Source organism: Paenibacillus polygoni (assembly GCF_030263935.1).
Taxonomy (GTDB): Bacteria; Bacillota; Bacilli; order Paenibacillales; family Paenibacillaceae; genus Paenibacillus; species Paenibacillus polygoni.
The window spans coordinates 2,788,178-2,802,173 of the sequence record NZ_CP127162.1; the positions used below are offsets into that span (position 1 = coordinate 2,788,178).

Genomic DNA, 13,996 nt, shown 5'->3' on the forward strand with positions numbered 1-13,996 from the left:
TTACTCCCCCTACAATTTAGCTTTTAACTTATTGTACAGATGAATGATGAGCATTAGAATCCAGTCGATCATACTTTGAACTACCACTAGGCTGAAGCCATAGTGGATTCTTAGGTAAAAGACTCTAACGAACCTTAATTTACTAAGCTATCCCCATAGTTCCTATGGTTAGAAGCCTTGTCGCTTCATTTTTCAGATTTTGTCCTGCGTTAATATCTCTATCGTGGTAAGTGCCACAAGAAGGGCATTCCCATATACGAAGATTGAGATTCTTAACGTCTTTGTTTTTATAGCCGCAACACGAACACAATTGAGAACTAGCGAATGTTTTAGACACAACAACTAATTGTTTGCCATACCATTTTGCCTTGTACTCCAACATTGTTCTGAACTGTGACCACGATGCTTCACTAATCGCTTTAGCTAAATTATGATTTTTTAGCATGTTTACCACTTGCAAATCTTCAATACCAATGACATCGTGATTTTTGATGATTTCAGTAGAGACTTTTTGTAAGTAGTCTATTCTCGCTTTCTTTATTTTTTCATGCATAAGTGCTACTTTGCGTTTTTGCTTTTGATAATTTTTTGCTTCATCCACTTTACATTTTCGTTTAAGTGCTAATTCTTGTCGTCTAGAAAGAACTCGTTGTGCATCAGCTAATTTTTTTTCTAGTTTACGAAACCATTTAGGATTACCAAATACTCTTCCAGTTGAAAGGATTGCAAAATCTTTTAATCCAACATCAATCCCAACAGAAGAGCCTGTTTTTTCTAATGGATGCACTTCTATCTCAACAAGGATAGATACAAAATACTTACCACTTGGATTACGTCTAATTGTAGCGTTAAGAATACGTCCTTCAACCTCACGACTTTTGGCAAAGCGAACAAAACCAAGTTTAGGTAATTTGATTTTGTTTTCGACAATGCCAATATTGCCGTTCGTATGCTTAGTTGTATAGGACTGAACTTTATTCTTTTTAGACTTAAATCGAGGTGCTTGATTTTGTTTCTTAAAGAATCGAGTATATGAGTCAGCAAGGCTTTTAAGTGATGATTGCATGGCGATACTGTCAACTTCCCTTATCCAAACCAATTCTTTCTTTAGTTCTGTTAATTGAGAAGAACATGTATTGTAATTTAATCCTTTGCCTGTTTCCCTGTAAGCTTCGTTCCATTTTGCTAAAAAGCGATTGAATACAAAACGTGAACATCCGATTGTTTTTGCAATTAAGATTTCTTGGTTTTTGTTTGGATAGATACGAAATTTGTATGCTTTATTGACCAACATTGTTTCTCACCTCCTCTCCCAAATGGAGCGTCCTCCAAATCGTTAAGTTGCTAAAACAGCTCACAACATATCGAATATGGAAAAAGCATAACAATTATCTTTCTCAGCATTTTTGGAAAGAACGTACATTTTGGAGCGATGGATATTTTGCTTGTAGCATTGGAAATGTTAGCAAGGAAATTATACAAAGGTACATTCAAACACAAGGTAGTTAAAAGGCTTACATCCCTCAACCTAAAGGTATAGGGGTTTTACGCCTTTCATATATAAAAAAAAGTAGCATGGCTAATGAAAAATTAAAAAGGCTTTGATGTGAACTCGCACTAAATATATTCGTGAACTCACTAAATGAGTAGAAAGACAGGAGTACTCACTTAGGCAGGCTCTCCTCTCTAATTGAAACATATGAGTTTCAATACTGAACTGAATTTAGTAGAAAGAAAGTCCCAGCTTGATTAGCGCGTAACCTATTCAATAATTGCACAAGCTTCTCGTACCATCTGATTGACGATTTCACCTGCAGACTGATCAGCTGTTAACATTCTAGTTCCTTGTCCTGCCCATAACGACATATACTCAGGGTTATGAAGACGAGCAGAAGTATTTCTAATATCTCTAGTGAGTGTATTTTGTATAGGATAAGGAAGTGGTTCAACATCGCTAGCCTCAAATTGCTTTATGAATTCATTCTTTATCCCCCTGGCTGGTCTTCCGGAGAATGCTTTGGTAATAACCGTGCTTTCCTCTGTACTTTCAAGCAGCGCATTTTTATAAACAGGATTAGCACCTGACTCAGAAGAGGTTAAGAATCGGGTTCCCATTTGGACTCCTTGGGCTCCTAAAGCTAATGCGGCGACAAGCCCTCTTCCATCCATAATTCCTCCTGCAGCAACGACTGGAATTTGAACTACGTCCACCATCTGTGGTATAAGTGCCATTGTTCCAACATTTGCCCCAGAAGGATGATTATTGAGATGAAACGTCCCGCGGTGTCCTCCTGCTTCACTGCCCTGCGCCACAATTACGTCACTGCCGCTTTGTTCCGCTTGGATCGCTTCTTCTACCGTTGTTACTGTGGTCATTACCTTCATACCTGCTGATTTCACGTGCTGCATTCGGGCTTTAGGAAGAACGGAAAACGTAGTGCTGATGATAGGAACGCTTTCCTCTAATAAAACAGTAAGTTGCTCATCGAAATAATCGGGTGTGTTCATATTTTTAGTAGATGGTATGGGGGCTCCAATACGACCTCGTATTTTGTTAAGCTCAAACTGCACTCTTTCCACATCTTTAGAAGGGTCTGGAACCTCATGTAAGAAAAGATTCACAGAAAAAGGGGCCTGTGTTTGCTGCTTTATTTTCTTAATCGCATTTCTCATTTCTTCAGGAGTCATGTATCCTGCACCAAGGGTCCCAAGCCCGCCTGCATTAGAAACTGCGGATACTAGGTTCGCCATATTCGCTATCCCCGCCATTCCAGCAAGTACGATAGGATAACGAATGTTAAGAATGTTACACAAATTATTATCAAGTTGAATAGCCATAGTCATCGTCCCTCGCTCAGTCTATTGATGTGTCTTTTCTTGACCATATAAAGTCGAACAAACCAAAGAGTAATGCGACCAGTATAGAAATAAATTCATAACTATCTAAAAAGGTAGGAATCAACATAATGATTGCCCCAGCAATGATGTATACCAAAACGCGCATCCAAATACTTACGTTATAATGCTTTAGAATTACAAAAGGGGTTGTAAATGCAACAACGAGAATTGGATACACCGCAAATAACGTAACAAATAGAATAAACGGAGCATATTCGTCCATTGATAACGTAAATGAAAGAGCATCCTCTTGCTTACTATCCATAAAGAATACAGTGAAGGTAGCAAAGAAAGCGAGAAATAATACGCTCAAACATGAGGCCAAAATACGCAAATTTTCTTGTTTAGAAAACACAAATTTCACCTCTTCAGAGATGGACTCCAGCTAACCTCTCAGCCGTCTCTTCTTCATTTTACTGAAAAGATTTCGTTCCACATACGATATGAAAGATCATCATGGCATAAGAATCTGGGTTATGCAGTAAATTATCATGCGCTTTTACTATATTCTGAAAATCTTGATCAGATAAGATGCCTAGTCTATAAAATTGCTCAAATCTATTCGGATTTAATTGCTCCTGGAAACCCTCTAAACCAACTAAATCGCTATGTACAGAAACAGCTTCCATATCAATAGTAGAAAACCCTGCTTGTTTCAGTAATCTGGGAAGACTCCGCCCAATTTCTCGATTACCGCCAGCATTTCGCTGCATCGCTATTAATTTATCAAGAACGGAACGGAAGGATTCTATAGTAGGTTCTACAACTCCAAAAATTCCATCATCTATATCAATAATCGCTACTTTACCACCAGGTTTTAACACTCGAAAGATTTCTAGTGCAGCTTTTAAGGGGTCATACAAATGAAGGAAAAGAAGACGAGCAATCACAAAGTCATAATGATCATCAGGAAGCTTCGTATCGTAGATGGAGGCTTGAATGTACTTCACTTTCGAAGAGTTATGATTCTCCTCCGCTTTTTGCAGTAAAGCAGAATCAAAATCCAGAGCCGTTATTTCACTATTAGGGAAATTCTTGATAAGCTGTTCTGTCACATATCCAGGTCCGCATCCTGCTTCCAGCACGTTCATTCCGTCTGACAAACCATACCACTGCAAATATCTACATTCTTTCTCCCATCCCATTAAAGCTTGAGCTTTCAGGCGGTTCAGCTCTGCTTCCATACCTAGACTTGTTTTACTGAAGTCATATGTCGAATCTGAAGTTTTCATATTCCCATCAACCCCCGTATCTTTATTTGAAAGCGACATAACTTACACAATAAACATATATTACCACATTAAACAATGACTTCTTAATCTACAACTGAAATAATTTCTTAATAAAACAGAAAAAGAGACTCAATGAGCCTCAATTCGATAGCAAAAAACAGTTGCTGTTTATTCGCTGTTTATTTACTGTTTATCACCCATCTTAGCGGTTGGGGGTTCTCTAAAAGAGCCAAACATGCCTGTGATCAGTCCCATGAATCCAATGATAAATCCGTAGATTGAAGAACTTTCAAAAGCGACTACGACAATGATCCCAAACAACGTTAAATGAACACCGAGAAGTTGAATTTGAAGAACACTTGGTCTGATAAAATCCAATAATAACCCTGCGTGAAAGATGACAGTAACAATTAGAATTAACACGGTTAATAGCAGTAACCCAAAATTAATCATTATGACCTCCTCTTAATCGAGACTAAGCATTCAACCATACAAGCTTACCCCAAGATTCTTCTTACATATATTTGTTTGAAATATCTCTTGAGACATTTTTCGTTACTACCTGTCTTTTTTAACGAAAGATTACAAACGCTAAACATGTATATATAACACAGATTAAAAACAACAAAAAATAACGTTTATACTCACCCGATCTTTTACTCCACTTCCAATCTCTAAATCCTATATATCCATAGGTTAAACCCATGAAAATAAAGAACAAGAAAGAATATCTTGAATCATCTATTAACATCATCACTACTATTGAAAGTAACAACAAAATGATAAGCAATGTTATATCCAAAATTTTTCTTTGCGGCACGTTTTCCTCTCTTGCTTCATCCACGACCCTTTGATCTACCGGAAAAAACATTAGATTAACCAATTGAATGATTCCTACCACAATAAAAAACGACATTAGGAAGGGGACCAAAAAAACACCTCCTCCTTTCTATATTCAAATTACAAATCCCATAATCACAATTTGAGCGAATGTTGTTTTTAACTGTTTTTAATTTTGTTAGTTCTTAGTGGAATATCTTCAAATGGTACATATCTATCGGATTCAACTTCTTTATATACGCGTACAAAAATGACATCAAAGGTTGGAAATGGGGCTAATTCGTTAACTGTTAAGCTCTTCATTTCATCTAGTTCCGTTTCGCTCAGACCCCAATAGGTTTGCCCCAAGGTCAAATGGGGATGATATTTATCCATTTCAAAGTAACGATCTAGAAGTTCTTGTGATGGAGAAATTGCCTTTACCAATTTTTTGTGTAGATCGATTATATTGTTTGTTTCCACATTTAGAAAGGTGACAACGCTTCCGAATGTACCCGGATCTGAAAATGTTAATTGAAAATTTGGAATTACAGCGCATGTTTGTCTTACATTTTCTAACCAATGTAGATCTACGGTAAGGCCGCCTTGTGCTTTTACAGTAATGTGAGGCTCCGCTACATCATTAAGACGATTACTGGACCAACGATTACGAAATGCAACTATTTTTTCTTTGTAATCATCTGGAGGGGTAATTCCAATGAAATAGTTCATTTTTATAATTACTCCTTTAAAAAAACTGTTCTGTATGAGATCGGCTAAACTTTATTTGCTATTATTTTTTATTTCTTCTACTCTAACGAATTAATTCAAAATATTAATGAAATATGCGGATGTAAAGGAATAGAGATAAATGTACTTTTATAAGGATGTTTTGTTAAAGGTTGTTTTGTTAAGTATTCTTTCAGTTAGGGGTACGAAGAATATATAATTGCACGAACCAGCGATAAGATAACCAGCGAAGTGGCCGGCTTATCGCTTTTATTGGTCCGTACCAGTTACCGTGATTCCATTATTTAAATCCTGCATTAGCATTGTATACTGGGTGAGGTACATAGAAGTCTTCAAGTAATGCTATTTCTTCACAGGATAACGTAATCGAAAGAGCAGAAACTGCATCTTCCAGATGTGATATTTTCGTAGCACCGATAATGGGAGCTGTAACCGGTTCTTTCTGCAGCAACCAGGCAAGTGCAATTTGAGCACGGGGAACATCATGTTTTTGTGCAATGGCTGCGACTTGATCGATAATTACCCGGTCGACTTCCGCAGTCGCATCGTACTTCACTTTTTGCACTTGATCAGTTTCAGAACGCTGTGTCGTTTCCTGCCAATCACGAGTCAGTCGGCCTGAGGCAAGCGGGCTAAAGGGAATGACACCGATTTTTTCTTCCTTACACAGCGGCATCATCTCCCTTTCCTCTTCTCGGTAGATCAGATTGTAGTGGTTTTGCATCGATACAAATCGGGTCCATCCATTTTTCTCCGCAACATGTAAGGCCTTTTGAAACTGTCAAGCGTGCATTACAGAAGCTCCAATATATCTTGCCTTACCAGCCTTCACCACATCATGTAGCGCTTCCATCGTTTCTTCAATCGGCGTATTGTAATCCCATCGGTGGATTTGGTATAGATCTACATAGTCAGTTCCGAGTCGTTTGAGACTCTTGTCAATTTCACTCATAATCGCCTTTCGAGAAAGACCCGCGCCGTTAGGACCTTCATGCATTCGTGAAAAAACTTTTGTTGCAAGAACAATTTCATCCCGATTTGCGTAATCTTTGAGGGCTCTGCCAACGATTTCCTCGCTTGTTCCCTCTGCATATACGTTGGCTGTATCAAAAAAGTTGATCCCAACCTCCAGCGCTTTCTTGATTATGGGACGACTGTTTTCTTCATTAAGTATCCATTTGTGAGAACCTGACCCTACTTCTCCAAATCCCATACAACCGAGACAAAGCCGAGAAACATCCAATCCGGTATACCCAAGTTTACTATATTCCATATTAATTAACCCCTCTCCTTGTAGACACACGAGTCCATACTTTCATTTCCTGTATGAACAAGCTACTTTAATGTATTGCATGAGAAAAGCATACCAATAATGGAAATGGAATTCTTTGCTGATAAGCTCATTATGCTTGTCCATTCAGCTCATCTTGTGTGAATTGTTTTCGATATTCCGAAGGCGAGAGTCCAAACCGCAGCTTAAACACTTTGGAGAAGTGGGCGATATTTTCAAACCCAATCGTGTAGCATATATCTGTGACGGAAAGCGTCGTTACTAACAACATCTTCTTTGCTTCATCGAGCCTGCGGTTCCGAATCCACTTCAAAGGGGAAGTATGAAACGTTGCCTGAAACTCTCTTTTAAACGTCGACAGACTTCTGCCTGACATATAAGCCAAATCATGAAGTGAAACGGGATTCTTGAAATTCTCCTCCATCATTCTGCCAATATTATCATTTTTATGATGGTTCGATTGTAATAACTGATTTAGAAAACGTTCATTTGAATCGGCGAGATGAAATAACAATTCCATCATTTTCACCTTAACCAGTCCATCACTGACATTCTCAGGCTTTTTAAGATAAGGCTGTAACGAGGCAAAATAGGATTGAGTAAGTTCATTAACAGGCATGATGGATACGGGAGTATAATCGTCTACCGGGGAAATAAGTTTCACATCAGCAAATTGGACAAAATCCTCCAGCAGCTGTTCATTCAGGAAAAACATCATGTAATCGAGCGTGTAATCTAAACCGAATTCCCCCGATTTATCGTACTCAATTAGAGTCGACTTAGGAATAAATATCATCTCATTGCTCCGAACAGTGTATTCCCTTTTATTAAAATGTACCGTATAAATACCTGACTTTACGAACAGCAATAGATGATCCTTTAGAAAGAAGGCACCCTTTTTACCTTGCGTATGCAAGCAGAAAGTAATAACGGTTAACCCGTTCTGATGTAAGCTTCCTTTTTTATCAGGTGCTTTTTCCATTTCTTGTGGTGCTTTAATTGCCTTTCTAACTTTTATAGACATTTGCAGAGTCCCGCCTTTTTTATCTCTTATCTCTTATCTCTTATCTCTTATCTTTTACCTATAGAATACCAAGAATAAGGAATAGATACTTAACTATTAAGCTCAAATTATTTGTTTATTTAGCTCAGCTGTTAACCATGTTCCACATCTGTAAAAAAAGAACTGTTCCTCTGTAGAAAATCTACATGAAGAACAGCCCTCTAATCAGGATCTAATATTCAATAATTCACTTTCAATTATAGTTTGTTGATAGCCATTGTGCCGTTGTCAAGGATAACTTACCTGCTCCTGCACCATCTACAGCCGTTAATCTCGCCTGAAGTCCCGCAGGATCTTCTGCTGTGTAACTGTACGGCAAAACACTAAAACCATTCCAAGAAAAAGGAATGATCGCTGCTGGAACTGGTGAGAGTGGGCTATCAGCATCCTCGCTTCCACCTCTGAAATGAACTTCACTCAGCTCATAGATTGTGTCTAAAGCCGCAATTTTACCTGTATATTTACTTTGAGTCGCACTCACCTGATTGTTACGAATTGGATACTGAACGCCGCGAATAACGGATTTTTCTAGTAACACGGAACCATTTTCAGTTGAGATGGCACCATTACTAGTGATTCCAAAATGGTATCCTTTCGCTGAAATGGCCTTAGCCATATCCGATGTAATGCTGTTCTTAATCGTCCAAGCTTCCGCATTATCCATGACAATGTTATATGCATGCACGTTACCTCCTCGTAGACGAGGCATACGGTCCTGAATATCTTTATAATAATTGTGATGCAAGGTGACTTCTAGATCTGGATTATCTGTAGCAAACTCGTTAGCCCCAATGAGATGCCCTTTCTTCTGACTTGCTGCGACCGCGATAATCTGTTCTTTGCTCATTCCAACAGAACTGCTTCTCAAAAAAGCGTACATCGGATAAGCCGTTTTATTCGCTTCAAGCGCATTGATCTGCTGAGTAACCCAGCTGTTCGAACTCTGATCATCCCCCACAAAAGAGGACCAAGAGATCGTTACACCATGGCTCCCTTTTTTAATATCAACAAGTCCGTCATATGCTTTATGGAAGGTGGTATGATCAATCCAAATATTACTGCTGTTCTCGACGGTAATGTAATCCCAGTCGTTTTTATCATAATCCCCTTTCGAAGCTTCATCCCACTCCCACAACTCATCGAATTCCAAATTACGTATGATGATGTTATTACTTCGTTTAAATGTAAAAGCTGCATGTTTAATCGTTGCTCCACTTTCTGAAAAAATCGTCAATCCATCAAAACTATCGATGTTTACTTTACTAACCCCAGTCTCCTTCAGTACCGGATGGGTCAGTGCTGAGTTATGTGCGCTAAATGGTGATACTTTAGCCGCATCAGGAATCTCATTCCAGCCAAGATTTAGATCATTCATGATCTCTACGACCTTATATTTCGAACCTTTTTTCAAGGCTAGAGCGAGATCCGAAGCATTATATACCTTAATATAACGAGGATCCGTGTCTATAATTTGACCTCCTCCTGTAGTTCCCGTTGCAAAGCCGCTCAGATTGTATTCACTAAGCTCATATGTACCATCTGGCGTCTCCGCTGGCGTGTTTACTGGAGGAACTACTGGTGGATCAACAGGCGTTTCCGTTGGTGGGTCGATTGGTGTGCCAGGAGCAGGCTCTGGTAAAGAAGAGGTTACATTTGAAATCTTCACATTGTCGTACATTGCAGCAGATTTCAAGGTTAAGAGCCCCACTCTTCCCTGCGTTAAATCCGTATCTGTAGCGGAAAGCTCCAAAACATCATTTACATACATATTTATCGTTGAACCGGTCATTTCAAGTTTAATGTGATACCACTCATTTGTCTTAAGTTCAAAATCAACTTTGGTGGCTAATGTCGTTGATGAACCTTTGACTTTTTTACGAATCTCCAATTTCCCGCCAGCACTGTTGAACAGTGAAGCTGCATAATAATTATTAGCATCGGTGTATCGTCCGGCTACATATGTACGGGTAGAACCATTGAAATCAGTGATTTTCACATCTGCTGTGACGGAATAATCTTTCCACTCCAGATCACCCGTAGAAGTTCGGCCTTCACTATTACTTGATTGGTAATACACCGCACTTCCCTGATCACTAACGACGGACCAATTCCCACTTGTGGCTATCCAGTTAGAATCACCTTCCTCAAAGGTATCCTGAAACGGTTCACTGGCTAGAACTGGCTGGACCACACCGAGAGAGAGCATAAGAATGATGCTCAGCGACAGAATCACCATTTTGTTTAATCTTTTCCGTACACGCATAATTTAACTCCTCTCATATTCAATTCATTTTATCGGTTATAAGAACGCTTACAGATATAGGCTGGAAGTATTATTAATTCAATAAAACAGATATTTCCAATTATCTTAAACTCAGTTTATTAATCACTTGAATTTAATATGCAGGTATCCAGGGAATAAAAAAGAAGAAATACAGATATCTGCATTTCTTCCTGATTGTCAAACTTATAAAAGGAGTTCATATATATTAGACTCTTATTAATGTAAGTGAGGATTTTATGGAGTGATTTCATCACGTCAGCGTATAAGTTCTATTTTATTACTATCATTAAAATCATTTATGATTGACTCTGCAACAAGTCTCCCTTCTTGATTAAATCCTTTCACATCTATAGGAGGAACACTAGATGAAGGTATACTCACAAACCAGATCGTCTTTTCCGAATCAACATCTACTAGTTTAGCCTTATGCTCTCCACTTTCTTTCGTCTCAGCCGTTATACTTTTTATAGACGGATCCAAAACATTACCGATGATCATCGGGAAAGGGGTAGGTATTTTATCTAGTCCAGACATACTCATATAAATAAGGGCTGCATTTGATTTTGATGAACCAAACCCTGCACCCCATACCCATTTCCATCCGAGCTTTGCCTTCCTTACAAACTCCACCTGAAGATTCGTTGTATCCTCTTCTTCGGGATGATTCAAGAATACGAGAACTCCCTCGTCAACAGGCTCTTGATAAATGACTCGGTTAGGTGAATCATCCCCTCTAAATTTCTGGACAGCTTCTTCAGGAGTTTTGCCAAGTGGAATCTTAATCGAACTCGTCATGCCTAGAGCCTTGGATGTGCGATAATCTGAAAACCCGCCTGGTCGATCATTGAGAAACAAGATTAAGAAGTAGAGGAGTATGCTAAAAAGAACCAAAGTGATGATCCAAATTAATCGTTTGTATCTTTTAAAAATTTCCATATTACCGCCCCCAACAGCATTATTTCTTACTAACTAAAGGTCAAGGTATCAGGTCAAGCTCATGCTTACTCTTGTTAAAACTGACATATCGTTCCTTTACTCTAACACAAATAAATTCACAAAGTTACACTACAAAGGGTTATATAAATCAAAAAAAAGAAGAAATACAGAAAACTGTATCTCCTCTTCTCATACATAAACAACTATTTATTTTCTTTTGTATAAAGTGTTTCTTGTGCAACTTGTGCTAATTCCTCAGCTTTGTTGCTAATCTCCATAATGGTTGCTGAGAATTCTTGAATCGTAAGAGCCTGTGTATCTGTTAATGCATGGATATCGGAAAAAGCATGATTTAATAACATCAGAAGTTCTTGGATACTCTTCGTAATGCCATTAATCTGATTCACATTCTCTTTGGAACTTGTTGCCAGTTTACGAATTTCGTCGGCTACGACAGAGAAACCTCTTCCTACTTCTCCAGCTCTTGCCGCTTCGATAGCTGCATTAAGACCTAACATGTTACTCTGATCGGATATCTCCTTAACCACACTAGAGATCTTACCAATCTGCTGTGCACTGGAACTAACGTCATCCATTTGGCTTGTTATCCCATTCACCCGATCGTTAAGGTGGGTCACCGATTGACTGATTTCTTCGATAGATGCCGTAGTCTGTTCGACAATAGCGGAGAAACTTTCTGCCATTTCAAACAGCTTATTCGCTCTTTCAAGACTAGTCCCCATTCCTACACCGCCAATAACATTACCCTGTTCATCATGCAGTGGTATCGCACGGGCAGCAAGCGGAAACCCAAATAACTCTTTTGGAACAACATCGGAGAGCTCGGTATTATTTCGAATGGCTTTTGTTACAATATCCCCTTCTACCAAAGGGTCGCCAGGAGTGACATTCAGTGAGAACGTATCGCCTGGAATGTTAATGATCAGCTTTTCGGTATCATAAATACCAATCGTAATGTCATCATTGCTTAGACTTTTCAGCAGAGGCGCGATTTTTACGAAAGCTCTAATCAGTTCATGCTGAGTGTGATCTTCTGATGTATTCATGCTATCTCCTCCACCCATTAATACGGAAAGTTTCTTTGTCCGTAATTGACTGAAATCCATTTCATTGTAGTGAATTCATCCAAGCTCCATTGTCCATTTAGACGGCCCATTCCTGATTGTTTCTCTCCGCCAAATGCTACAATTGGTTCATCATTAATCGTAATATCATTGACATGAATCATGCCTGTGTGAACTTTCTTCGCCATTTCTACTCCGCGCTCAACATTGGATGTATGAATAGCTCCGCTAAGTCCAAACGGTGTATCGTTTGCTATTGCAATGCCTTCTTCTTCGGTCTCAAAAGGAATAATACATACTACCGGACCAAACAACTCTTCTTGAGCTACCGCCATATCCGTCTTCACGTTAACGAGAACGGTCGGCTCTACCATTCTGCCCGTGATTTTGCCTTCTACAAGAAGTTCTGCGCCTTGTTCAATACCTTTTGCGATTAGTTTTTGAAGTGTTTCTGCTTGACGATGATTGATAACCGGACCAATTACCGTCTGCGGATCACTCGGATCACCTGTCGTTAACGAAGTGACTTTCTCTTTGAATTTAGCTACAAACTCATCATATACGGAGTTTTGCACAACAATTCGGTTTGCACACATACAGATTTGACCTTGATGCGTGAATCTGCTGAACGTTGCAGCTTGTACCGCATAATCAAGATCTGCATCTTCCAAAATAATAAAAGCACTGTTTCCGCCCAGTTCAAGCAGCGGTTTTTTATAGTTTTTAACGGCCAGTTGACCAATATAACTTCCGACTTTTGTCGATCCCGTAAATGAAATAATTCTTGGGATTGGATGTTCTACAAATGCATCGCCAATCTCTTTAATATCGGTAACGACTACATTCAGCAGACCTTTTGGTAAACCTGCTTCTTCGAAGATTTTACCAATGAGTGTTCCACCCGTGATCGGGGTATCTTCATGCGGCTTCAATACTACGCCATTACCGGCACCAAGTGCGGGTGCAACGGATTTCATGGACAAGAAGAATGGGAAGTTAAATGGACTAATGACTCCCACCACACCTGCGGGGCTTCTGTACAATCTGTTTTCCTTACCATCTTCTGTAGAAGGTAAAATCTTACCTTCCATACGAAGCGGGAATGTAGCTGCTTCTTTAATCATATTTTTCACTAGACCAATCTCAAACGCTGCTTTCATCCGAGTTCCACCCAGTTCTTGAATGATCAGGGATGTAATCTCTTCTTCATTTGCCTCTATGTAAGTAACTGCTTTTTCTATAATATCTCTTTTCTTGTATGCATTAACCTGATCCCATTCGAGTTTTGCTTGGTGTGCTGCTTGGTAAGCATCATCAATATCAGCGACATTCGCTATATGGAACGTAGTGATAACTTCATCATTATATGGATTGATATCTGGTAACGTTTTCTCACTCTTACCGTCTCTCCATACCCCATTAATAAATTGTTTTCCTAGGTCTGTAAGCTGCATTTTCTTCCTCCTATGTGAACTCTAATATGACAGTATTATTTATATATCGACATTTCTCCCGTAGTTATTAAGCTTTACTTCTAAATTAGTTGAAACTGATAATTGTATTCGTTAACCTTACAGCAGCTATATAAATAGTAAAAAAGCCGCCTAAACGGCGACTTCATCATGACTACTCGTTCTT

12 protein-coding genes and 1 pseudogene are annotated in these 13,996 nt (G+C 38.9%); 1 reads left to right on the forward strand and 12 read right to left on the reverse strand.

Annotated elements, in window-relative coordinates; all coding sequences use genetic code 11:
* Positions 1-142: 142 nt before the first annotated feature.
* Positions 143-1,294 carry an IS200/IS605 family element RNA-guided endonuclease TnpB gene (tnpB, locus tag QPK24_RS13440; protein WP_285741832.1) on the reverse strand — a complete coding sequence of 384 codons (1,152 nt, stop codon included), beginning with the start codon at positions 1,292-1,294 and terminating at the stop codon, positions 143-145.
* A gap of 47 nt (positions 1,295-1,341) precedes the next feature.
* On the opposite strand from tnpB, the gene QPK24_RS13445 reads away from it, so the two are divergent.
* The gene (locus QPK24_RS13445) at positions 1,342-1,509 is read left to right on the forward strand and encodes a transposase (protein ID WP_285741834.1); all 168 of its coding nucleotides are present in this window, start codon (positions 1,342-1,344) and stop codon (positions 1,507-1,509) included.
* A gap of 252 nt (positions 1,510-1,761) precedes the next feature.
* Here QPK24_RS13445 and QPK24_RS13450 read toward each other — a convergent pair whose 3' ends face one another.
* The 11 genes and pseudogenes from QPK24_RS13450 to QPK24_RS13500 all read right to left on the reverse strand — a co-directional run bounded on the left by QPK24_RS13450 (position 1,762) and on the right by QPK24_RS13500 (position 13,812).
* Positions 1,762-2,838, reverse strand: a complete 1,077-nt coding sequence (locus QPK24_RS13450) for an NAD(P)H-dependent flavin oxidoreductase (RefSeq protein WP_285741836.1) — start codon at positions 2,836-2,838, stop codon at positions 1,762-1,764.
* A 16-nt stretch (positions 2,839-2,854) separates the two neighbouring features.
* On the reverse strand, positions 2,855-3,253 hold the full coding sequence (locus QPK24_RS13455) for a hypothetical protein (RefSeq protein WP_285741839.1): 399 nt from the start codon (positions 3,251-3,253) through the stop codon (positions 2,855-2,857).
* 58 nt (positions 3,254-3,311) lie between these two features.
* The gene (locus QPK24_RS13460; protein ID WP_285741841.1) at positions 3,312-4,130 is read right to left on the reverse strand and encodes a class I SAM-dependent methyltransferase; all 819 of its coding nucleotides are present in this window, start codon (positions 4,128-4,130) and stop codon (positions 3,312-3,314) included.
* Between the two features lie 183 nt (positions 4,131-4,313).
* Positions 4,314-4,583, reverse strand: a complete 270-nt coding sequence (locus QPK24_RS13465; RefSeq protein WP_285741844.1) for a hypothetical protein — start codon at positions 4,581-4,583, stop codon at positions 4,314-4,316.
* 546 nt (positions 4,584-5,129) lie between these two features.
* Entirely contained in the window at positions 5,130-5,681 is a 552-nt protein-coding gene (locus QPK24_RS13470; protein ID WP_285741846.1) for a 2'-5' RNA ligase family protein, read from the reverse strand.
* Between the two features lie 298 nt (positions 5,682-5,979).
* Positions 5,980-6,972, reverse strand: a pseudogene (locus QPK24_RS13475) (aldo/keto reductase).
* 130 nt (positions 6,973-7,102) lie between these two features.
* Positions 7,103-8,014 carry a helix-turn-helix domain-containing protein gene (locus tag QPK24_RS13480; RefSeq protein ID WP_285741848.1) on the reverse strand — a complete coding sequence of 304 codons (912 nt, stop codon included), beginning with the start codon at positions 8,012-8,014 and terminating at the stop codon, positions 7,103-7,105.
* Positions 8,015-8,246: 232 nt separating this feature from the next.
* Positions 8,247-10,316, reverse strand: coding sequence for a pectate lyase family protein (locus QPK24_RS13485; protein WP_285741850.1), 2,070 nt, complete (start codon positions 10,314-10,316; stop codon positions 8,247-8,249).
* A gap of 276 nt (positions 10,317-10,592) precedes the next feature.
* The gene (locus QPK24_RS13490; protein ID WP_285741852.1) at positions 10,593-11,273 is read right to left on the reverse strand and encodes a hypothetical protein; all 681 of its coding nucleotides are present in this window, start codon (positions 11,271-11,273) and stop codon (positions 10,593-10,595) included.
* A 203-nt stretch (positions 11,274-11,476) separates the two neighbouring features.
* On the reverse strand, positions 11,477-12,340 hold the full coding sequence (locus QPK24_RS13495; RefSeq protein ID WP_285741854.1) for a methyl-accepting chemotaxis protein: 864 nt from the start codon (positions 12,338-12,340) through the stop codon (positions 11,477-11,479).
* A gap of 17 nt (positions 12,341-12,357) precedes the next feature.
* Entirely contained in the window at positions 12,358-13,812 is a 1,455-nt protein-coding gene (locus QPK24_RS13500; protein ID WP_285741856.1) for a benzaldehyde dehydrogenase, read from the reverse strand.
* Positions 13,813-13,996 lie beyond the last annotated feature (184 nt).

Bases quoted from the DNA above. Each gene is read 5' to 3' on its own strand.
- QPK24_RS13470 (WP_285741846.1), bottom strand. From the start codon at position 5,681: ATGAACTATTTCATTGGAATTACCCCTCCAGATGATTACAAAGAAAAA.
- tnpB (WP_285741832.1), bottom strand. From the start codon at position 1,294: ATGTTGGTCAATAAAGCATACAAATTTCGTATCTATCCAAACAAAAAC.
- QPK24_RS13460 (WP_285741841.1), bottom strand. From the start codon at position 4,130: ATGAAAACTTCAGATTCGACATATGACTTCAGTAAAACAAGTCTAGGT.
- QPK24_RS13480 (WP_285741848.1), bottom strand. From the start codon at position 8,014: ATGTCTATAAAAGTTAGAAAGGCAATTAAAGCACCACAAGAAATGGAA.
- QPK24_RS13495 (WP_285741854.1), bottom strand. From the start codon at position 12,340: ATGAATACATCAGAAGATCACACTCAGCATGAACTGATTAGAGCTTTC.
- QPK24_RS13450 (WP_285741836.1), bottom strand. From the start codon at position 2,838: ATGGCTATTCAACTTGATAATAATTTGTGTAACATTCTTAACATTCGT.
- QPK24_RS13485 (WP_285741850.1), bottom strand. From the start codon at position 10,316: ATGCGTGTACGGAAAAGATTAAACAAAATGGTGATTCTGTCGCTGAGC.
- QPK24_RS13465 (WP_285741844.1), bottom strand. From the start codon at position 4,583: ATGATTAATTTTGGGTTACTGCTATTAACCGTGTTAATTCTAATTGTT.
- QPK24_RS13500 (WP_285741856.1), bottom strand. From the start codon at position 13,812: ATGCAGCTTACAGACCTAGGAAAACAATTTATTAATGGGGTATGGAGA.
- QPK24_RS13490 (WP_285741852.1), bottom strand. From the start codon at position 11,273: ATGGAAATTTTTAAAAGATACAAACGATTAATTTGGATCATCACTTTG.